The following is a 20751-nucleotide window of genomic DNA, read 5'->3' on the forward strand; positions in this document are numbered from 1 at the left end:
CCTTGCGAAAGGTGCGGGTGCGATAGCCGGTGCCGTCGGAGCCGTTCATTCCGTACGGAGGAACGTGCGCAAGGTGTTGATTGCCAACCGTGGCGAAATCGCTGCCCTCGTGGCCCGGGCGTGCCGGGATGCGGGAATCGCGGGCGTGTGCCCATCATGAGCCCGATGGCCGTCTACGCCGGCCCGGACCGGGACGACCTGCCGGAGTGGTGCACCGGAGGGCCGAGGGTTGTGGACTTGGCGTCGGGCCGGGAGGGCGGGCATGGGCGTTTCCCACAGCAGCGACAACGGTGGGTATTCCGGCACGCCGCTCGCGAGGAAGATCGGTGTCAAGGCCGGCCACCGGGTGCGGCTGCGGCACGCGCCCGAGGGCTGGGGCATCCCGGCGCTCCCCGCCGGCTGCGACCTCGCCGCCGGTGGCCCGCGCGGGGCAGACGTCGCCGTCGCCTTCTATCGGATGCGGACGGATCTGACCGCAGAGGCGCCGGTGCCGGCCCGTGAGCTCGCCGACGACGCCATGCCCTGGATCGCCTGGCCCCGCATGGCCGCCGGGCACGTCAGCGAAATCACCGAGAACGACCTCCGTGATCAGTTCCTCCCGCTCGGGCTCGTCGACGTGAAGGTTGCCGCGCTGGGGGAGGACTGGTCGGGGCTGAAGTTCGTACGCCGCAGGGAGCACCGCACGCGGCAACGGTGAGCCAGCGCCGCGCGGTGACCGCAACAAGAACCGGTGACGAACCCGTGCACCTTCCCGCGCCCGCCTCTGCCCGCCAATTGACGTAATCAATCCGCCAACCGCCAGGCGTACGGTGTGGCGGGCGGGTCCGCTCAGGTGAGGAGTTTCGCGAGCTGGGCCATCTCGGTGGGCGGGTCGATCACCGGCTGGATGAGGAGTTCGTCGATGCCGGCCTGTTCCAGGGTGGCGATGCGGGCGAGGAGGTCGTCGCGGGTGCCGACCAGGGCCAGGGTGTTCATCAGCGAGGGCAGAACCAGGTCCCGGTCCTGTGGTGCGATGCGTCCGAGGTAGTTGGGATAGAGCTTGGTGTGCCGGTCCGGTGCGGTGGCGGTGGTGCCTCACCGGTCGAGGAGCCGCCGCACCGCCTCGCGTTCCTCAGGGCTGAGTTGCTCGGCGAATGTGGGTCTTTCGGCGGCCGTGTCGGCGGCGAAGGCCAGCAGCGACAGAACGAGGTGGCCGGTCGCGTCCAGGGTCGCGTCGCCGTGGGGGTCGTCGTCCTCGTCGAGTATGTGGAGCGAGGTGACCAGGTAGGAGTCCCTGTGGGAGTCGGGGGGCGCGGGGTGTGTCCTGGGCGGCGTGGCGGCGGGCGTCGTGCAGCGCGTGCCAGGCGGTGGGGTCCAGCAGGCCGAAGGAGATGAGGCCGGTGCCGCGGCGGCCGGCGACGGCGGCGGCCTGCGGCCCGAGCGCGGCCACGACGAACTCGATCGGGTCGGCGGTGTTCACGTGTGCCCCGGTGTGCAGGAACCGGATGTCGCGGACCCGGTCACCTTCGCGGTACTCGGTCGAGCGTCCGGCGCACAGGTCCTGCAGTGCGGCGATGAAGTTCTCCAGCCTGGCCGCCGTGGTCGGCCGCATGCCCAGGGTGCGCCGGGCGGTGTTTCCGGTGCCGACGCCGCAGATGATCCGGCCCGGTGCCAGGGCGGCTGGCGAGATGTGGGCCACCGCCGCAACTGCACGAACGTCGAGCGGCTCGGCGTAGGCGCGGTCCATCGCATCACGGGCGCGAAGCAGGCGCCGGTTCAGATCCTCGACCTCTCGGCTCACACAGCAATGCTATGGACATCCCGACGAGGGTGCGGCGCCCGAGAGTGGCGGTGGCGCGACCGGCACCGCGCCGCGATCCGTTCAGCGATCTCGGACTCCACCATGAACCGGATGGTAGGTCGCACGCGCACAGCGGAGCGGAGGAACCGGGGAAACCGCCCGTCAGACGATCGAGACGGCAGACTCCAGCCCACCACCAACACGAGCACGGTCAAGGACCGTCACGCCAGCCCTTCCGGCCAGCACGTCAGGTCGGCGCGCCCACCGGGGGAGGGAGCGACGAAGCGGAGCGCGTTTCATTCTCCCCGGATTCTCCCCAGCGCCCTCAGGGGCGTTCGACGCGCCCATGATCGGAGGTCTCCGAGCTGCCGAGTGGCGGCTCAGCCGGTGATTACTCAGAGCCAATCCCGCCGCTTGAAGATGACGTACAAACTGGTACACACGGCAGCCATCAGGGCGATCGAAAGGGGGTATCCGAATACCCAGTGCAACTCCGGCATGTGCTCGAAGTTCATCCCGTAGACCGTCCCGACCAGCGTCGGCGCGAAGAGGATGGCCGCCCAAGAGGAAATCTTCTTGATCTCCTCGTTCTGCTCGAAGCCCGCCTCCGCCAGTGCCCGCATCTCGGCGTTCTGCTGCTGGGTGACGAGGGTGGCGTTGACCGTGAGGATGTCGGTGAGGGCCTGACGGAAGCCGTCGACCCGTTCGCTGGTGTGGGTGACGTGGTCGGCGACGTCGCGGAGGTAGCGCTGGAGTTCCTCGTCCGTCCCGTACTTGGTGAAACCGGCCATGAGGCCGTGGAGCATGCCGACGAGGGGGCGGGTGGCGCGCTGGAACTCGACCATCTCGCGGGAGAGTTCGTAGATGCGGCGGGAGACCTCGGGGTCGCCGCGGAACACTTCCGTCTCGATCTCGTCGATGTCGTTCTGGACACCGGCGACGACCGGCAGGTAGCCGTCGACCACGGCGTCGAGGATGGCGTAGAGGACCGCCTCAGGGCCGAGCTTCAGCAGTTCCGGCGTCTCCTCCATACGGTGGCGGACTGCCGAGAGGTCCGGGGCCGCGCCGTGCCGGACCGTGATCACGAAGTCCGGGCCCACGAAGACGTGCAGCTCGCCGAAGTCGACCTCCTCGGGGGCGTCGAGGTAGCGGGCGGCGCGCAGGACGACGAAGAGGGTGTCACCGTAGCGCTCCAGCTTGGGGCGCTGATGGGCCTCCATCGCGTCCTCGACGGCGAGCGGGTGGAGGTCGAACTCGGCGGCCAGGGACAGGAGTTCACCCTCGGTCGGACGGGCCAGACCGATCCACGCCATGCCGGACGGCGCCTCGCGCAGCTCGCGGTACGTGTCCGCGAGCGTGTCGGGGGAGGAGACACGTACACCGTCCTGGTACAGGGCCGCCTGCACCACGCTCGCCCGCTCGGGCGCCGTCGGCTCCGGCGTTTCCGGGTCCGGTGCCGCCGGTTCGACGGGCGATGCCGTCGGCGGGGTCAGGGCGCGGCGCCAGACGGATTTCCTGGCGTTCTTCGAGTCCGGGCGACCGCGTCGATCGGCCATCGCGGATGCCTCCCGAGGTGCGCGTACGACTGTGTGATCACCGAAACAGGACGTGAACAGGACGCGAGCAGGATATACGGGGCAAACGCCGCGAGGGTGGGGAGGGGGCGTGGGAAGGCGCCTGTTGCGGACCGAAGCGGACAGTATCTGTCCTCTTTGCCCGCTAGCGTGCGAGGTATGACGAACAAGGCCACCCGCACGGCACCGGCACCCCGGCTCGGCCCTCGAGCCCTCAACCGCGCCACCCTGGCCCGCCAGTTCCTCCTGCACCGAGCGCCCGCCACATCAGCAGCGCCCGCCACGCCCGCCACCTCCGCGTACGACGCCGTCCAGTACCTCCTCGGGCTGCAGGCGCAGAACGTCAAACCGCCGTACTACGCCCTCGCCGCCCGCCTGGAGGGCTTCGCGCCCGAGCAGCTGTCGACGCTCATGGCCGACCGTGCCGTCGTACGCATCGTCACCCTGCGCTCCACGATCCACACGCACACCGCGGAGGACTGCCTGACCCTGCGGCCCCTGGTGCAGCCGGCCCGGGAGAGGGAGCTGAACCAGTTCCGCAGGGGGCTCGTCGGCGTCGACCTCGACCGGCTCGCGGCGCTCGCGCGGGAGCTGGTCGAGGCCGAGCCGCGCACCCTGAAGCAGTTGCGCGAGGCCCTCCTCGTCGAGTGGCCGGACGCCGACCCGTTCGCCCTCGGTCTCGCCGCCCGCTGCCGGCTGCCGCTCGTCCAGGTCACCCCGCGCGGTCTGTGGGGGCGGAGCGGACAGGTCGCGCTGACCACCGCCGAGCACTGGCTCGGCCGCCCCGCCGAACCGGCCCCCGCGCCGGAGACCGTGGTCCGGCGCTATCTCGCCGCCTTCGGGCCCGCCTCCGTCAAGGACATGCAGACCTGGGCCGGACTGACCCGGCTGCGCGAGACCTTCGAGCGGCTGCGCCCGGAGCTGCTCACCTTCCGCGACGACAGCGGCGTCGAACTCTTCGACCTCCCCGACGCTCCCCGCCCCGACCCGGACACCCCGGCCCCGCCCCGCCTGCTGCCCGAGTTCGACAACCTGCTTCTCTCCCACGCCGACCGCACACGGGTGGTGTCGCCGGAGACCAAGGGCCGTACCTGGCGGGGCAATCAGGCCTACCGTTCCTTCCTCGTCGACGGCTTCCTGGCGGGCCTCTGGAAGCTTGACGACGACGTCCTCACCCTCGAGCCGTTCGGACGGCTCACCAGGGGACAGCGGGAGGAGCTCGTCGAGGAGGCCGGACGCACCCTCACCGTCCTGCACGGCGACGGCACGTACGACATCCGCTTCGGCACCGTCGCCCAGTAACACACCATGGCCCGTGCGGGCGCATTGGAAGGGGGCGCTGCGAACCGCTCGTGGCAGGTTCGCAACGCCCCCTGGTATCACCTGAGGATGTGCCTCAGGAGCCCGTGGCCCGGCCTATCCCGGCATCTCCCGGAACCGGTTGTCGGTTACGAGTTGACCTGCGCGGCCACCGCGCTGGAGAAGGTGGTCAGCCGGGCATAGATGCCGGGGTACTTCGCGTCGGCGCAGCCGTAACCCCAGGAAGTAATACCTGCCAGGACGCCCCCGATCATCAGGGGACCGCCGCTGTCGCCCTGGCAGGTGTCCACGCCGCCGGAGGTGTAACCGGCGCACACCATGTCGCTCGCGATGAACTCGGAGCCGTAGGAGCTGGAGCCGCCGCAGACCGAGTTGGCGACGATCGGCACGGTCGCGGTGCGCAGTTGGTTGGAGGAGGAGCCGCCGGAGGAGGTGGTGCCCCAGCCGAGGATGCGGGCGGTGGTGCCGGCCGCGTAGACGCTGGTCTGCGACGAGGTCACGTACGAGACCGGGGTGTACGGCATCGACGTCGACAGCGTCAGCACGGCCACGTCGCTGCCCTGCTGGGCGGACGTGTAGTCGGGGTGGATCCAGATGCGGCTGACCTGGCTGACGGTGCCGTTGGTGCCGTTGCGGTACGTACGGCCGCCCACCACACGAGTGTTGGAGGTCGTTCTGCCGACGACACAGTGCGCCGCCGTGATCACCTTGGTCGCGGAGACCAGCGTGCCGCCGCAGAACTGGCTCTGCGAGGCGTTCGTGATCTGCATGACGTACGGGTACGCGCTCGCGGTCGTGGTCGTACCGCCGACGATGGGCTGGGGAGCGGCGACGGCGCCGGGGGCGGCAAGAAGCGCGGCCGCGGAGGCGGCGGCGGTCGCCGCGGCGGCGACCAGCGTCTTCTTCGCACGGTTGAACCCGAACATGGTTCTCCTCATGGGGGATGCCGGTGGGGGACGCGCGGGTGGGGGGTGGTGCACAGACCCTGCGGTACCGCCCCGCTCGGGGGAGCCGAGCGGGGCGGTGGGCCGGTCCGTGTGCCCTGGCGTGCGGCACGGCACAAAAACTAAGAGCGGGAGTGATCCCGTCCCAATGGGGGATCCCCCTAGGGGAGTTGGGGAGGGAAAACCCTCGATGACCCGGTCGGCGGTTTGAGCCTAGGCTGGAGCTGCAAGGTCGCTTCGCGTGCGCCGGCCCTCATGGGAGGGGGCGCGCCGGTCCCCGGGAGGGGTTCGAAACGCCGGTCCCGGGGAGGTCAGTTCGTGCCGGTCCCGGAAAGGTCAGTTCGTACGGTGTCCCGCCGCCAGACGCACGATGTCCACACGCGACCGGATTCCCAGCTTCCGGTAGACCCGTGTGAGCGTCGCCTCGACCGTCTTCACGCTGATGTAGAGCCGACCGGCGATCTCCCGGTTGGTCGCCCCCTCCATGACCAGCTCGGCGACCTGACGCTCCGTCGTCGCGAGCACGGCGAGGGCGTCGAGGGCCGACGGGGCGAGGACCACCTGCTGCGGGGGCGCCGGGGCGACCGTGGCCTGCTCCGCCTGCCGCAGCCACGGCAGGGCGCGGCAGCGGCGGAACAGCCGGGCCGCCTCCTCGTACGACGTCGGCGTGGGCGCGGACGTCCCCCCTGGCCGGGCGCCGAAGGCCTGCGGAAGGGTGCGCAGGGAAGCGAGGGCGTACGCGGCCCGGGCCTCCTCCAGGCCATAGCCCAGCTTGGCCAGCCGGTCCTGCGCCGAGGTCAACTGACGTACCGCCGCGTCCTGCTCACCGCGCGCCGCGCGCACCAACGCCTCCGCCCGGTCGAGGACGGCGAGCACGCTCTCGCGGCCGAGCCGCAGCGCCTGCTGCCGGGTGACGTCGATGACGTCCTGCGCCTCGGCCGACTCCCCGACCCGGACCAGGGCTTCGGCGAGATCGCCGTGCCAGCGCCCGCGCGCGGGGTCGGTGACCCCGAGCCCCTCCTCCAACTCCCGTACCCGGCGCAGCGACTGCACGGTGCCGGGCGCGTCCCCCGCCACCAGCTGGGCGTGCCCGAGGGCGCCCAGGGCGCGGGAGAGGTACATCAGGTCGCCGTCCTGCTCCGCGTGCTCGGCAGCCTCGCGGGCGAGGGCCTGGGCCCGCTCCACATCGCCGCCGGCGGCCTCCGCGAGCGAGGTGAACATGGCGGAGGCACCTTCGCCGATACCGGAGTCCTGAGCCAGCCGCCGACCCTCGCGGGCGAGGTCGAGGGCGCGGCCGCAGTGCCCGGCGCGCAACTCGGTCTCGGCGAGGAAGCGTACGTAGTGCACCTCGCTCTCGACCATGCCGCGCTGACGCACCTCACGCAGCAGCGAGGTGATCGTCGCCCGGGCCTCGCCGAGTTGGTCGCTCATCATCAGCCAGCGGAACCGGGTCGCGCCCGCCCCGTTGTGGTGGCACGCGAGCTGCGGGTCCTGCGGCTCCTTGAGCGCGCGTTTGATGGTCGCCGGCGCGTCCGGGTGCCCCATCAGGGTCTCGGCCTGTGCCTGGAAGGCGAGCGCGAGCAGTTCGGTGCGCCGGTCGGCGGCCCGCGCGGCCAGTTCCGCGGCGCGTGCGGCCTCCTCGCGGCCCTCGGCGAAGTCACCGTCGAGGACCAGCGCGCGCCAGGCGAGCTGGTAGCGGACCAGGGCGAGCAGCCGCGGGTCGTCGCCCGCGTCGGCGAGGACCTGCGGATAGACGGCGTCGACCTCGGTGAGGGACTGCCCGGCCGCGTCGATCACCACCATCCAGGCCCGCACGCGTTCGGCGGGCTCGGTGGCCCGGCTCAGCACCTCGCGGGCGATGTCCCGCCCGAGGTCGTTCTCCCCGGCGGTCAGCGCGTCCTCGGCGGCCTGCAGCCGCCGCTCGTCCGGGCCGGGCGACACGCCCGCCGGGGTGTGCCGGGCCGAGAGCAGCCCCAGCTCGGCGGCGACCGAGGGCGCGCCCCGGTCCCGGGCCACAGCGGCGGCCTCACCGAGCCGGGCGGCGACCTCCGGGTCGGCGCCGGTGGTGGACAAAGCCAGATGCCGGGCCCGCTCGATGGGGTCGCCGGCGGCGGTGGACAGCGCGGCGTGGGCCGCCCGCCGCTCCTGGGCGGTGGCCTCGGCGTACAGCGCGGCCGACACCAGGGGGTGCGCGAACCGCACGCCCGGGCCCTCCCGCTCCGGCGCCAGCAGCCCGAGCGCGGCGGCCTGCGCCGTCTCCGCCTCGGCGTTCTCCCGTCCGGCGGCGTGCAGCAGGGCCAGCGTGGGCCGGGCACCGGCGCTGGCGACGAGCAGGGTGCGGCGGGCCTCCGCCGAGAGCATGTCCAGCCGGTTCAGGACCAGGGTCCGCAGCGAGGTCGGCACCGGCAGCGGCTCCCCCGGCCGCGGCGGGGTCGGGCTGTCGGCCAGGGCACGGCCCAGCTCCAGCGCGAACAGCGGGTTGCCGCCGCTGGTGCGGTGGATGTCCCGCACGGTCGAGCGGGGCAGACCGGTGTAACCACGGTTCTCGAGCAGCTCGGCGACATGCGTCCGGGACAGCGGAGCGACTCTGAGGGCAAGAGTGCCGGGAGGGGACGCGCGTAGATATCGGTCCTGCTCATGGCCGTGCGGATCGGTGGACGTACGTACGGCGCACAGCATGCGCACCGGCATCTCCCCGAGCCGCCGCGCGGCGAACCCGAGCAGCTCGACACTGGCCGGATCCAGCCACTGGAGGTCGTCCGCGACGATCAGCACCGGACCCTTGGCGGCAAGGGTCCGCAGGGTCGACAGCACCGCGAGCCGCAGGGCGAGTCCGTCCCGCTGAAGGGTCGACTCACCGCGACCGGTGAGCGCGGACTCCAGAGCCGTGCGCTGCGGGGCGGGCAACTGATCGGACACCTCGTCCACGACCAGCCCGAGCAGGTCGGTCAGCGCGAGGAACGGCAAGTGGGACTCGGACTCGGTGGCCGAACAGCGCAGCACGGTGCGGGCCGTTTCCCCGTACTCCGCGGCCAGAGCGCGCAGCACGGTCGATTTACCGATCCCGGCGGAACCGTGCACCAGCACGCTCCCACCACGCGCAAGCTGCTCACGCGCTGCCGTGAACAGCTCCTCCCTGCCTATGACCAGGTCGGGGCGGGGTCTCCCAGGCTCCATGAAGTCCCGTCGCACGGGCCACCGCTCCCCTCTGTGTCGTGTCCTGGCCAATATTAGGCATCCAGCCTTTGAATTCCGGAACGGAACCCTGGTGAACCAAATAACAGGAAGAGTACGGCATAGGAAATTTCACATGCGCGTTACATGAATGACCTGGGAGGCCTGCACCGCGCCCCGTAAGGAGCGCGGGGCTCTGACATATGCGGCTCCGCCGGGTGGGCGCGACCAGCCATGACGAACCGGCACTCCGGAACGAACCTGGTATCCCAACGGCGCGACCCGGCTCAACCAGCGGAGCGCTACGGCAACAATCCCGCCCGACGCGCAGCCACCACCGCTTCCAGCCGCGTGTGAGCCCCAAGCTTCCGCATGGCCGACCGCAGATACGCCTTCACGGTCTCCGGACGCAGCCCCAGCCGTTCCGCGGCCACCGCATTGGTCGCCCCCGTAGCGACACAGGCCAGCACATCCACCTCGCGCGGGGTCAACACGGCCGACCCCCCACCACCGCCGGAGGCCGTCGCACCGGCAAGGCGCCCGCACACCCGCAACAGCTCCTCCCGCAACCCCGGGTCCTCGATCCGCGGCGCCAGCGCGCGCAGCGCCCCGTGTGCCTCCCGGACCTCCTCCCATGCCCCCGGCGCCCCGTCCTCCGGCGCGCGGGTCGCGGCCAGCAGACTGCGCGCCTCGTCGCGTACGACCAGCGCCTGCTCCACGTCGCGCGCGGCCTCCAGAGCGGCGCCCACCGTGCGGTCGCCCAGCGGCCGCGCCGTACGCAGAGCGCCGTAGAGCACACCGCGCACCCGCCGCCGTACGACGACGGGGACGGCGAGCACGGAGCGGATGCCCTCGGCGGCGACCGCGGCGTCGTACTCGTGGCTGATCTGGCGCGAGGACGAGTAGTCGGTGACCCAGCACGGCCGGGCGAGGGCCACCGTCTTGCCGCCGAGGCCGTTCCCGGAGTGCACGGCCAGACCGCTGAGCGAGGTGGTCCTGTTGCCCTGGAGTTCGCTGATGCGCAGTTGCCCGGGATCCGACTCGACCAGTCCGGCGAAGGCGAGCGGCAGCCCGGTCGACTGGCGCAGTCGTATCAGCGCACCGCGCATGTCCGCCGTACCGCCTAAAACCGTGTCGACGGAACTCAAGGGGTCCAATGCCACGAACTCGTCCCTTCCGCGCGGCGCACCCCCGTTCGGGGGTGGTGAGACGTGTATCACGCATTACACGATGTCAGGCAACGGTCCGGCAATGAGGAGGACACATGTCGGCGAGGACGAGCGGCACGGACGAGTTCCGGGCGGCCCGGGACTTCCTGTTGGAACACCGTGAGGACTACGACACGGCGTACAGGGGCTTCACCTGGCCGCGCCCCGAGTACTTCAACTGGGCGCTCGACTGGTTCGACGTCATCGCACGTGGGAACGACCGCACGGCCCTGCACATCGTCGAGGAGGACGGCACCGAGGCCAGGCTCTCCTTCGCCGAGATGTCCGAACGCTCGGCCCGGGCGGCGAACTGGCTGCGGGACCGGGGCGTCCGCGCCGACGACCGCATCCTCGTCATGCTCGGCAACCAGGCGGAGCTGTGGGAGACGGCCCTCGCCGCGATGAAGCTGCGCGCCGTCGTCATCCCCGCCACCCCGCTGCTCGGCCCCGCCGATCTGCGCGACCGCGTCGAACGGGGCCGCGTGCGGCATGTGATCGCACGGGCCGAGGACGCCTCCAAGTTCGACGAGGTGCCCGGCCGCTACACCCGGATCGCGGTCGGCGACGCGGTGGACGGCTGGAAGTCGTACGGGGAGGCCTACGCGGCTCCGGCCGGCTTCCAGCCGAACGGCAGGACCAACGCCACCGATCCGCTGATGCTGTACTTCACCTCGGGTACGACCGCCCGGCCCAAACTCGTCGAGCACACCCATGTGTCGTACCCCGTCGGCCACCTGGCGACGATGTACTGGATCGGTCTGAAGCCCGGCGACGTCCACCTCAACATCTCCTCGCCCGGCTGGGCCAAGCACGCGTGGTCCAATCTCTTCGCCCCGTGGAACGCGGAGGCGACCGTCTTCATCCACAACTACTCCCGCTTCGACGCGGACCGCCTGCTCGCGGAGATGGAACGCGCGGGCGTCACCAGCTTCTGCGCCCCGCCCACCGTGTGGCGCATGCTGATCCAGTCCGACCTCGGCCGGCTGAGCACCCCGCCACGCGAGGTCGTCGCCGCCGGCGAGCCGCTGAACCCCGAGGTCATCGAACAGGTGCGGCGCGCCTGGGGCGTCACCATCCGCGACGGATTCGGGCAGACCGAGACGGCCGTCCAGGTCTCCAACAGCCCCGGCCAGGAGCTGAAGACCGGCTCGATGGGCAGGCCCGGCCCCGGCTTCAAGGTCGTCCTGCTCGACCCCGTGACCGGCGCGCCCGACGCCGACGAGGGCGAGATCGCGCTCGACCTGTCCAACCGCCCCGTCGGCCTGATGACCGGCTACCACGGTGACCCCGACCGCACGGCGGAGGCCATGGCCGGCGGCTACTACCGCACCGGCGACATCGGCTCGCGGGACGAGGACGGCTACATCACGTACGTGGGGCGCGCGGACGACGTCTTCAAGGCGAGCGACTACAAGATCAGCCCGTTCGAGCTGGAGAGTTCCCTCTTGGAGCACGAGGCGGTGGCCGAGGCGGCCGTCGTGCCCGCGCCGGACGAGGTCCGGCTCGCCGTGCCGAAGGCGTACATCGTGCTGGCGGCGGGCTGGGAGCCGGGGCCGGACACCGCGAAGGTGCTCTTCGAACACTCCCGGACCGTGCTCGCCCCCTACAAGCGCGTCCGCCGCCTGGAGTTCGCCGACCTGCCGAAGACCGTGTCGGGCAAGATCCGCCGCATCGAGCTCCGGGAGGCCACGGCTGAGGGCTCGGACGCCGAGTACCGCGAGGAGGACTTCCGGTGACGGCGACCTCAGCACTGTCGTACACCCATGGGACGAGCGACACGGTTCTGCTCGGCGACACGATCGGGGCCAACCTGGACCGGGCGGTCGCCGCCTGGCCGGACCGGGAGGCGCTGGTCGACGTGGATTCGGGGCGGCGCTGGACGTACGCCCAGTTCGCCGCCGACGTCGACGAGTTGGCGTACGCGCTGCTCGCGAGCGGCGTCGCCAAGGGTGACCGGGTGGGCATCTGGGCGATCAACTGTCCCGAGTGGGTCCTGGTCCAGTACGCCACGGCCCGCATCGGCGCGATCATGGTGAACATCAATCCGGCCTACCGCACCCACGAGGTCGAGTACGTCCTCAACCAGGCCGGGATCTCGTTGTTGTTCGCCTCCCTCAGTCACAAGACGAGTGACTACCGGGCGATGGTCGATCAAGTGCGGGGCAAGTGCCCGCAGTTGAGGGAGACCGTGTTCATCGGGGACCCCAGCTGGGAGGCGCTGATCGCACGGGGAACGCCGGTGCCGTACGAGGAGCTGTCCTGCGACGACCCGATCAACATCCAGTACACGTCGGGTACGACGGGCTTCCCCAAGGGGGCCACCCTCTCCCACCACAACATTCTCAACAACGGTTATTTCGTAGGGGAGTTGATCGCCTACAGCGAGCAGGACCGGGTGTGCGTCCCCGTGCCCTTCTACCACTGCTTCGGCATGGTCATGGGCAACCTCGCCGCCACCTCCCACGGCGCCTGCATGGTGATCCCGGCCCCCTCCTTCGACCCGGCGGCCACCCTGCGGGCGGTCCAGCAGGAGCGCTGCACCTCCCTCTACGGCGTCCCCACCATGTTCATCGCGGAGTTGAACCTCCCCGACTTCGCCTCGTACGACCTCTCCTCCCTGCGGACCGGCATCATGGCGGGCTCGCCCTGCCCGGTGGAGGTGATGAAACGGGTGGTCGGCGAGATGCACATGGCGGAGGTCTCGATCTGCTACGGCATGACGGAGACCTCACCCGTCTCGACGCAGACCCGCCGCGACGACGACCTGGAGCACCGCACCGGCACCGTCGGCCGCGTCCTGCCGCACATCGAGGTCAAGGTCGTCGACCCGGCCACCGGGGTGACCCAACCCCGCGGCACAGCAGGCGAGTTGTGCACCCGCGGCTACAGCGTGATGCTCGGCTACTGGAACGAGCCCGAGAAGACCGCCGAGGCCGTCGACGCCGGGCGGTGGATGCACACCGGTGATCTGGCGACGATGCGCGAGGACGGGTACGTCGAGATCGTCGGCCGGATCAAGGACATGATCATCCGCGGGGGCGAGAACATCTACCCGCGCGAGATCGAGGAGTTCCTGTACGGGCACGCGAAGATCGCCGACGTCCAGGTGGTGGGCGTACCGCACGAGCGGTACGGCGAGGAGGTCCTCGCCTGCGTCATCCCGCGCGACCCGGCCGATCCGCTCACGCTGGAGGAGCTACGGGCCTTCTGCGACGGGCGGTTGGCGCACTACAAGATCCCGAGCGCGCTGCGGATCCTGGACGCCTTCCCGATGACGGTGTCGGGGAAGGTGCGCAAGATCGAGCTGCGGGAGCGGTACGCCGGACAGTAGGGGGTGCTGTGCGGGACTTTCACGACAGCCCCTGGCCGGCCGGTGGTGGTCTCAGGCCCCCGAACCGGCCGCGGCCAGCTCGGTCGCGGCGCCGTTCACCGGCTGCGGGGTGCCCGTGAGGTCCAGGACGAACAGGGAGACGCCCAGGCCGTCGGCGCGGTCGCGGGCGTTGTCCGTGTATCCGGCGAGGGAGAAGTAGACACAGCCGGTGGACTCCGTCATGGCGGTCAGCCACAGGCACTCGACATCGCGCAGTGAGGCCGGGCTGACCGACGGGTCCACCTGGGCCAGGACGCCCCGTGCGGCCAGCCCGATCCCGTTGGGCTGGCGCTGGTCGGCCCGGCGTATGTCCCGGTAGCCCAGCCAGCGCAGATAGAGGGCGACGGCGGTGACCGCGTCGTGGGCGGTGCGGATGGTGACGGGCCGGAAGGTGGCGCGGGGGTTCGCGGGCGGCTCGGCCGTCTCCGCGCCGTCCTCGCCCAGCGGCCCCGGCGCACCGGCCACGGGGACGCGCAGCACGGTCCCGCACGAACAGTCCAGCTCCGGGTGCGGCCACTGGTCGGCACGGCCACAGCTCCCGCAGCGGACGGTGACCCAGTCCTCGTCCCAGGTGCGGTGGGTGACGGATACGGCGGCGGCGCGACGGTCCAGGGGCGGGGCGACCGGGGTGCCGCACGCGCAGGGGTAGGCGGGGGCGGCGTACTGGTGTTCCCGCCCGCAGGCCGGGCACCGCACCGCCATGCTCTCGCTCATGCCTCTCATCGTGCTCCAACCAGGGCCGCTCCGGCAGGGAAACGACCCGATGGGGCCAGGGTGGATTCCGCTGCCGGCGCCCTTGACGCTCCCCGCCCCGCTCCCTACAACTGCCGCTGTCTCTCGGGGCTGTCAAGAGGGCTCGGTGGAAGTGGGTGAGGCGACGAAACCGCGCTGGGAAAACCCATCGGAAATCTGTCGGTGGGGCCGCTTATGCTGCACCGGACGATCACGCGGGACCAGGGGAGGGCGCGGCATGTTCGGCAAGCTGTTCGGCAGGGGTGCGGAGAGACCGGTGGCAGATCCGCACGCCCTTCCCGCCCAGCACAGACACAAGAACGGGATGTACACGCTGCGCGCGCTCGGGGACACGCGGGTGCTCGCGCTGGTGGAGGCGGCCGACGCGGGTGACTGGGAGGCGGTCAAGGCGGCGCTGGCCCCCTTCGACCTCGGCCGTGACCATCGGGTCCTGGACGAAATCGCCGATCTGGACGGTGTGCAGGACTGGATCGGCCGGGCTGTCGAGGAGGACAAGGAGCACCGGGCGACGGCCCTGCTCATATCCGGGACGCGTCAGATCAGCTGGGGCTGGGAGGCACGCACCGCTGAGCGTGCCGTGAACGTCACGCAGAACCAGTGGCGGCTCTTCCACGAGCGGCTCCGCATCGCCGAGGAGCAGTTGTTCGAGGCCGCCGAGTTGCGGCCGGAGTGGGTCACGCCGTGGCGCCGCCTCCTCACCTCCGGTCGCGGCATGTCGCTGGGGCCCGCCGTCAACGAGACCCGACGCGACGCCGCCCTGCGCCGCGACCCGCTGGACCTGGAGACCCATCTGGAGTGGGTGTCGCAGTTGCAGCCGCGTTGGGGCGGCGAGCCGGGGCAGGCCCTGGCATTCGCCCAGGACGCGGCCGCCCGCGCCCCGGAGGGACAGCGCCTCGGCTGTGTGATCGCGATGGCGTACATCGAGGAGTGGGTCGAGTCGGAGCGCGGGGACTACCTCGAAACCCACGAGATCCAGGCCCAGTTGCGGGAGGCGGCGGACCACAGCATCCTCCACCCCGCCTACGTGCGGCGGCCGGGCTGGCAGCAGGACTTCAACACGTTCGCCATGGCTTTGTCGCTGGCCGACGAGCGCCACACGGTCCGGCGCGTCTTCCAGGCGCTGGACGGCGCCTACACCAAGTGGCCCTGGACCTACTTCGCGGAACCCGAGAAGCAGTTCGCGCGCGGGCACCGCCGCGCCTGAGCCCGCCCCCTGAGCGCACGCCGCCCTCCGGTCCCGATCGCCACCCGCCACCCGCCACCCGTGACCTGCCACCTGTCACCCCTCCCATCCCGGACTGCCCGATGACTCTGCCCGACACCGCCGCGAACCCGGCCGCCGCCGACCGCACCTTCCAGGTCGATCTGCGCGGCCTCGTCGATCTCCTCTCCCACCACCTCTACTCCAGCCCCCGCGTCTATCTGCGCGAACTCATGCAGAACGCGGTGGACGCCCTGACCGCCCGGCACGCCCTCGAACAGGCCGCGCCCGCCGCTGCCCCCGCCTTCGGCGTCCGCCTGTACGCCGACGGTTTTGTCGTACGCGTCGAGGACGACGGCGTCGGTCTCACCGAGGCCGACGTACACAGCTTCCTCGCGACCATCGGCCGCAGCAGCAAGCGCGCCGACAGGATCGCCGAGCAACGCGGCGACTTCATCGGCCAGTTCGGCATCGGCCTGCTCTCCTGCTTCCTGGTCGCGGACGAGATCCACGTCCTGAGCCGCTCCGCCCGCACCCCCGACGCACCCGCCGTCGAGTGGCGGGGACGCGGCGACGGCAGCTACACCGTCCGCACCCTGCCCGCCTCCGCCCGCCCCCGGCCCGGCACCACCGTCACGCTGACACCGCGCGCCGACGCGGGCGAATGGACGCGCCCGGCGCAGGTGCACGCCCTGGCCCGCCACTTCGGCTCCCTGCTGCGCCACCCGCTGACCTTCGACGACGGCACAGGCAGCACGAACGGCACAGACGGCACAGGCAGCACCGGAGGTACGGGCGTATCCGTCAACCCCGAGCCCGCCCCCTGGGCGCGTACGTACCCCACACCGGGAGCCCGGTCCCGCGCCCTGGCCGCGTACGGCGAGGAGGTCTTCGGGTTCAAGCCGCTGGACACCATCGAACTGGACCTGCCGGCCGTAGGCCTGAAGGGCATCGCCTGCGTGCTGCCCGAGACGGTGCCGGCCGGGCGCCGCCACGGCCACCGCGTGCACGTCAAGGGCATGCTGCTGTCCGAGCAGGCCGAGGAGATCCTGCCCGAGTGGGCGTTCTTCGTCCGCTGCGTCGTCGACGCCGAGAGCCTGCGCCCCACGGCGTCCCGCGAGTCCCTGTACGAGGACGACACCCTCGCCGCCGTCCGCGACGCCCTCGCCGAGCGGCTGCGCGCCTGGATCGCCCGGGCGGCGGCCAGTGACCCGGACCTCCTTGCCCGCTTCCTCCAGGCCCACCACCTGGCCGTGAAGTCGCTCGCCGTGCACGACGACGAGATCCTGCGGATGCTGCTGCCCTGGCTGCCGTTCGAGACCACCGACGGACACACCACCCTCGACGAGTTCGCGCGCACCCACCGCACGGTGCTCGTGACGTCGAGCGTGGAGGAGTTCCGGCAGGTCGCGGCGATCGCGTCGGCCGCCGGGCTCGGCGTCGTCAACGGCGGCTACACCTACGACCGTGAACTGGTCCACCGGCTGCCCGAGATCAGGCCCGAGGCCACCGTCGCCGACCTCGACCCGGAGACCCTCACCGCCCACCTCGACCCCGTCGACCGGGAGACGGAACTCGCCGCCGCGGCCTACCTCGCCCAGGCCCGCGACGCCCTCGCCGTCTTCGACTGCGATGTCGCGCTGCGCGCCTTCCAGCCGGCCTCCGCCCCCGCCCTCCTCGTCGACAGCCGCGAGGCCCGGCACGAGCGCACCCGCTCCCAGCTCGCCCGCGAGCAGGAGGGCGGCCTGTGGGGCGACATCCTCGGCGCCCTGCGCCAGGAGGCCCCGAGGGCCCAGCTGATCCTCAACCAGCTCAACCCGCTGGTCCGCACCGCCGTCACCATCGACGAGCCCGAGCTGGCCCGCACCAGCGCCGAAGCCCTCTACGGGCAGGCCGCGATGCTGTCCCGGCGCCCGCTCAGGCCCGCCGAATCGAGTCTCATCAACCGCTCCTTCCTCGACCTCCTCGCCCACGCCCTCCGCAAGGACAGCTGACGATGCCCACCGCACCCCATCCCCAGAACACGGACGAGCTGTACCAGGCGCTCCAGGAGAACGACCAGCGTCCCTACGGCCGCGCCCGCACCGTCACCGCCGAGGAACTCGTCGACGCCGCCGAGCAGTTCGCGGAGCCCGTTCCGCTCGTCCGCGCCCTCCTCGAACTCCAGGAGGCGTACACCTACGGCTCCGAACCCCGGAAGTCGCCCGTCGTCTTCGCCCGCCTGCTCACCCTCTTCGACGAGCAGCCCGACATCTTCGACGAGCGTCTGCGCCACATGCTGTTCTGGCGGTTCAAATGGGTGTCCAACGCCCTGCGCCAGCTGCCCGAGATACCGCTGGCCAGCATGCGCCAGTGGCTGACGGAGATGCGCGACCGGTACGAGAAGGCCGGCCTCGGCCTCCAGCCCTACTACGGGCAGGCGTACCAGCTCGCCGCCCATGTGGGCGAGGACATCACCCCCGCCTACGAGCTGTGGGCGGGCCGCGCCCGCACCAGGCTCAGCGACTGCGAGGCCTGCGAGATCTGCGAGCGCGCCCTCTACCACCTCACCGCGGGCGACGACGAGCGGGCGCTGCGCACCTGGGAGCCCGTCCTGGCCGGGAAGGAGTCCTGCCAGGAGGAGCCGGCCCGCTCCCTCTCGTACGCGCTGCTGCCCCTGCTGCGCACCGGCCGCCCCGACCGGGCACGCGACGTGCACCTCGCCGGCTACCGCGGCTGCCGCCGCAACCCCTCGATGCCCGGGGAGGTCGGCCGCCACCTGGAGTTCTGCGCGCTGACCGGCAACGAGGCACGCGGCCTGGAACTGCTCGCCGAGAACCGGAGCCTGTTCGACGAGGTGGACTCGCCGCTGGGCCTGCTCGACTTCCTCACCGGCGTGGAGGTCCTCCTCCAGCGTGTCGAGTCCCTCGGCCACGGCGAACTGCCCGCCGCCGGATACGCGGGCCGCACCTGGACGGCGGTCGGCCTGCGCGCCGAGGTGGGGGGCCGCGCCGACGACCTCGCCGCCCGCTTCGACGCCCGCAACGGCACCACGGCCCACACCGACCGCCGCAGGGCCCGCCTCGACCGGGAGCCGCTCCTGGACGCGCTGGAACTGACCCTGCGCCCCCGCAGCCTCGACGACGTGGCCCCGGCCGCTCCGGTTGCCGCACCCGCATCCCGTACGGCCGCCACCGTCCCCGACGCCCTGCCCGAACTCATACTCCAGGCACGGGAGTTGGAGGAGCAGGGGCACCCGGACGCACCGGCCTGCTGGGCGCGGCTGCGCACACTCGCCGCCGCCCGCGACTACACCCACCCCGACGACTCGGCAGTGGGCCCGCTCGTCCAGCTGCGCGCGGACCTGCTGGCCGACGAGGCGGGCCGGGCGGGCCAGAGGGACGAGTTCGCCGACGCCGCGGCCCTCCACGAGGAGGCGGCGGGCCTGTACGAGGACGCCGGCATGCCGGGTGACGCGGCGCTCGCCCGCGCCTGCGCGCTGCTCGCCGCCGCCGAGATCCCCGCGGACGGCGCGGACGGAGCCGAGGCGAAGGCCGCCGTGCTGACCGCCACCCACGCGTCCATGGTCCGCCTGCAGGAGCAGACGCCCGGCCTCGCTCCGTACCAGGAGGCCCGCCTGCTGCGGCTGCGGGCGACCGCGCTCGGCCTGCGCCTGCAGACGACGGGGAGCGAGGAGCACGTCGCGCCCGTCTTCGCGGAGGTGGACCTGCTGCACGCGTTCGCCACCCGGCACGACGTCGTCGGGCAGATCTCCGGCGCCCTGCAGCTGCGGGCCAGCACCTACGCCATCTCCGGCGACCTGCCCGCCGCGGTCGCCGAGATCGACGCCCTCCTCGACCGGCTGACGGCGCACGGCCCCGCCTGGCACCTGCCCCGCACGCTCGGACTGCGTGGCCGGCTCCGGCTCGGCCTCCAGGACGCGCAGGCCGCCCACGCGGACCTCACCGAGGGCCTGCGCCTGGCCGCCGACTGGCCGGCCGACGCGGTCGACACCAGCCGCCTCCACGGTGATCTGGCCCAGGCCTGCATGCACCTGGGCCGCCCCGACGAAGCACTGCGGCACCTCACGCGCTCGGCGGAGCTGGAGCTTCGCCGCGGCAGCCGGATCGACGCGTTCTGCACGTACAGCAACGCGGCCCAGCTCAGCCTCGACCTCGGCCGCGTGGAGGACTGCATCGCCCTGCTCGACTCCCTGCTGGCTGAACCGGACGTCGCCGCCGGAGAGCTGGACGACCGGCTCGCCGCCCAGCTGCGCCTGACCCGCGCCCGCGCGCTGCACGCGGGGGAGGACCTCAAGGCCGCCACGGCGGAGTTCGTCGCCCTCGCCGCCGAGTCGGCTGGCTGGGACGACGACCCGGGCAGCCACGCCATGATCGCCGCGGAGACGGCCGTACTCCTCGGTGAGTCCGGCGAGTTCGGCCGGGCCCGCGAGGTGGCGGACCAGGCACTCGCCGCCCACGCCCGGGCCCCGCGCTACGAGCTGCTCAGCAGCTGCCTGCGCGAACTCGCCCGGCTCCAGGCCCAGCAGCAGGGCCGCGACGGCCTGGCCGACGCCCGCGCCTTCCTCGCCGACGCCGCCCGGATCGCCGACGAGGCCCGCGCCGCCGCATACGAGGCCCAAGGCCGGCCCCTGGACTCCGCCCTGGCCTACGAACACGGCCGGGTCAACGCCTACGCGGGCGAGTACGAGGACGCCCTGGCCGCGCTGGACAAGGCCCTCGCCCTGCTCGGCGAGCCGGGGCCGGACGCGGACCACGCCGGCGAGTGGGCCGAGAGCGTCCGCCTCGCGGGCGCCGTCGAGGGCATCTACCTGGAACGCCCCGCCCCCGCCCTCACCCGCCTCGACACGGCGATCACCCGCCTGACCGCCTTGGGCCACACCGAGGAGACCAAGCCACTGACCTCCCTGGCGGCCCAGCTGCGCGACGAGGAGTGACGCGGCGTGGAGTCGACGGCCATGGCTACGGGCGATGCTCTCTGGCTCAGCCTCGCGCTGTACGGCGACAACGACATTCCTGCGGCGTATTTCGACGCGGCCTGCGCTGTGGTGGAGACGGCCCATGACGACTCGATGTGGCGCGTCTGGTGGTCGCACGCCGAGCAGCACGACCTGGTCATCGAGATCGCATACACCTTGCGGGCGGAGCGCAGTCGCGTCACTGCCCGACAGGGACGGGCCTGGGTCTCGTTCCGCAGGAACGGCTCGCGCTTTCGAAGGTTGAACAAGGGCGGTCTCGCCCATCTTGCTGCCACTGATCTGGAAGCAGTCCTCACCCTCGTATCCACGTCTCTGAACCTGCCCACGCCACCCCGAGTACCTCGTGCGGCACATGCGACCTCGCCGACGGAGCGAGAGGAGGCGGCTCGCGCAAGGCTGGAGGTACTGCGACAACGGCACCGCAAGCGCCCCTGAAACTCGGTTAGGGT

Annotated in this window: 13 protein-coding genes and 3 pseudogenes; 9 read left to right on the forward strand and 7 right to left on the reverse strand. The window is 71.9% G+C overall.

The window, feature by feature from the left end; genetic code table 11:
• Positions 1-64: 64 nt before the first annotated feature.
• Together CES90_RS52180 and CES90_RS40670 are read left to right on the forward strand one after the other, a co-directional pair.
• Positions 65-201, forward strand: a pseudogene (locus CES90_RS52180) (biotin carboxylase N-terminal domain-containing protein); the annotation flags it as partial.
• A gap of 61 nt (positions 202-262) precedes the next feature.
• The gene (locus CES90_RS40670; RefSeq protein ID WP_189787958.1) at positions 263-697 is read left to right on the forward strand and encodes a DUF3052 domain-containing protein; all 435 of its coding nucleotides are present in this window, start codon (positions 263-265) and stop codon (positions 695-697) included.
• 131 nt (positions 698-828) lie between these two features.
• Here CES90_RS40670 and CES90_RS50540 read toward each other — a convergent pair.
• The 3 genes and pseudogenes from CES90_RS50540 to CES90_RS40680 form a co-directional block, all read right to left on the reverse strand.
• A pseudogene (locus CES90_RS50540) lies at positions 829-1666 on the reverse strand (LLM class flavin-dependent oxidoreductase); the annotation flags it as partial.
• Positions 1649-1780 (reverse strand): annotated as a pseudogene (locus tag CES90_RS50545) (helix-turn-helix domain-containing protein); the annotation flags it as partial. The pseudogenes CES90_RS50545 and CES90_RS50540, both read right to left, overlap by 18 nt.
• Positions 1781-2175: 395 nt before the next feature.
• The gene (locus tag CES90_RS40680; protein ID WP_189787959.1) at positions 2176-3336 is read right to left on the reverse strand and encodes a magnesium and cobalt transport protein CorA; all 1161 of its coding nucleotides are present in this window, start codon (positions 3334-3336) and stop codon (positions 2176-2178) included.
• Between the two features lie 177 nt (positions 3337-3513).
• On the opposite strand from CES90_RS40680, the gene CES90_RS40685 reads away from it, so the two are divergent.
• Positions 3514-4656: a winged helix DNA-binding domain-containing protein gene (locus CES90_RS40685; protein ID WP_189787960.1), complete on the forward strand. Its 1143-nt coding sequence runs from the start codon at positions 3514-3516 to the stop codon at positions 4654-4656.
• Between the two features lie 146 nt (positions 4657-4802).
• Here the strand turns inward: CES90_RS40685 and CES90_RS40690 are convergent, their stop codons facing one another.
• The 3 genes from CES90_RS40690 to CES90_RS40700 all read right to left on the reverse strand — a co-directional run bounded on the left by CES90_RS40690 (position 4803) and on the right by CES90_RS40700 (position 9901).
• Entirely contained in the window at positions 4803-5600 is a 798-nt protein-coding gene (locus tag CES90_RS40690) for a S1 family peptidase (protein WP_189787961.1), read from the reverse strand.
• A 354-nt stretch (positions 5601-5954) separates the two neighbouring features.
• Entirely contained in the window at positions 5955-8810 is a 2856-nt protein-coding gene (locus tag CES90_RS40695; RefSeq protein WP_189787962.1) for a helix-turn-helix transcriptional regulator, read from the reverse strand.
• Between the two features lie 284 nt (positions 8811-9094).
• Complete coding sequence (locus tag CES90_RS40700; RefSeq protein ID WP_189787963.1) at positions 9095-9901, reverse strand: helix-turn-helix transcriptional regulator; 807 nt, start codon at positions 9899-9901, stop codon at positions 9095-9097.
• A gap of 155 nt (positions 9902-10056) precedes the next feature.
• Here CES90_RS40700 and CES90_RS40705 point away from each other — a divergent pair, with 155 nt between their 5' ends.
• A complete protein-coding gene (locus CES90_RS40705; RefSeq protein ID WP_189787964.1) occupies positions 10057-11736 on the forward strand; it encodes an AMP-binding protein in 1680 nt (559 codons plus the stop codon).
• Positions 11733-13331: an AMP-binding protein gene (locus CES90_RS40710; protein WP_189787965.1), complete on the forward strand. Its 1599-nt coding sequence runs from the start codon at positions 11733-11735 to the stop codon at positions 13329-13331. The genes CES90_RS40705 and CES90_RS40710 overlap by 4 nt, the downstream gene beginning before the upstream one ends.
• Positions 13332-13382: 51 nt before the next feature.
• On the opposite strand, the gene CES90_RS40715 is transcribed toward CES90_RS40710, so the two are convergent.
• Positions 13383-14084 carry a hypothetical protein gene (locus CES90_RS40715; protein WP_373313609.1) on the reverse strand — a complete coding sequence of 234 codons (702 nt, stop codon included), beginning with the start codon at positions 14082-14084 and terminating at the stop codon, positions 13383-13385.
• A 256-nt stretch (positions 14085-14340) separates the two neighbouring features.
• On the opposite strand from CES90_RS40715, the gene CES90_RS40720 reads away from it, so the two are divergent.
• The 4 genes from CES90_RS40720 (at position 14341) to CES90_RS40735 (ending at position 20737) form a co-directional block, all read left to right on the forward strand.
• The gene (locus CES90_RS40720; protein WP_189787967.1) at positions 14341-15327 is read left to right on the forward strand and encodes a hypothetical protein; all 987 of its coding nucleotides are present in this window, start codon (positions 14341-14343) and stop codon (positions 15325-15327) included.
• 101 nt (positions 15328-15428) lie between these two features.
• On the forward strand, positions 15429-17318 hold the full coding sequence (locus tag CES90_RS40725) for an HSP90 family protein (protein WP_189787968.1): 1890 nt from the start codon (positions 15429-15431) through the stop codon (positions 17316-17318).
• Between the two features lie 2 nt (positions 17319-17320).
• Positions 17321-20260: a hypothetical protein gene (locus CES90_RS40730; RefSeq protein ID WP_189787969.1), complete on the forward strand. Its 2940-nt coding sequence runs from the start codon at positions 17321-17323 to the stop codon at positions 20258-20260.
• Between the two features lie 21 nt (positions 20261-20281).
• Positions 20282-20737, forward strand: a complete 456-nt coding sequence (locus CES90_RS40735; RefSeq protein ID WP_189787970.1) for a hypothetical protein — start codon at positions 20282-20284, stop codon at positions 20735-20737.
• Positions 20738-20751: the final 14 nt, after the last annotated feature.

The organism is Streptomyces capitiformicae, from assembly GCF_002214185.1.
Lineage (GTDB): Bacteria > Actinomycetota > Actinomycetes > Streptomycetales > Streptomycetaceae > Streptomyces > Streptomyces capitiformicae.

Bases quoted from the DNA above. Each gene is read 5' to 3' on its own strand.
- CES90_RS40670 (WP_189787958.1), top strand. From the start codon at position 263: ATGGGCGTTTCCCACAGCAGCGACAACGGTGGGTATTCCGGCACGCCG.
- CES90_RS40680 (WP_189787959.1), bottom strand. From the start codon at position 3,336: ATGGCCGATCGACGCGGTCGCCCGGACTCGAAGAACGCCAGGAAATCC.
- CES90_RS40685 (WP_189787960.1), top strand. From the start codon at position 3,514: ATGACGAACAAGGCCACCCGCACGGCACCGGCACCCCGGCTCGGCCCT.
- CES90_RS40690 (WP_189787961.1), bottom strand. From the start codon at position 5,600: ATGTTCGGGTTCAACCGTGCGAAGAAGACGCTGGTCGCCGCCGCGGCG.
- CES90_RS40700 (WP_189787963.1), bottom strand. From the start codon at position 9,901: ATGCGCGGTGCGCTGATACGACTGCGCCAGTCGACCGGGCTGCCGCTC.
- CES90_RS40705 (WP_189787964.1), top strand. From the start codon at position 10,057: ATGTCGGCGAGGACGAGCGGCACGGACGAGTTCCGGGCGGCCCGGGAC.
- CES90_RS40715 (WP_373313609.1), bottom strand. From the start codon at position 14,084: ATGAGCGAGAGCATGGCGGTGCGGTGCCCGGCCTGCGGGCGGGAACAC.
- CES90_RS40720 (WP_189787967.1), top strand. From the start codon at position 14,341: ATGTTCGGCAAGCTGTTCGGCAGGGGTGCGGAGAGACCGGTGGCAGAT.
- CES90_RS40725 (WP_189787968.1), top strand. From the start codon at position 15,429: ATGACTCTGCCCGACACCGCCGCGAACCCGGCCGCCGCCGACCGCACC.
- CES90_RS40730 (WP_189787969.1), top strand. From the start codon at position 17,321: ATGCCCACCGCACCCCATCCCCAGAACACGGACGAGCTGTACCAGGCG.
- CES90_RS40735 (WP_189787970.1), top strand. From the start codon at position 20,282: ATGGCTACGGGCGATGCTCTCTGGCTCAGCCTCGCGCTGTACGGCGAC.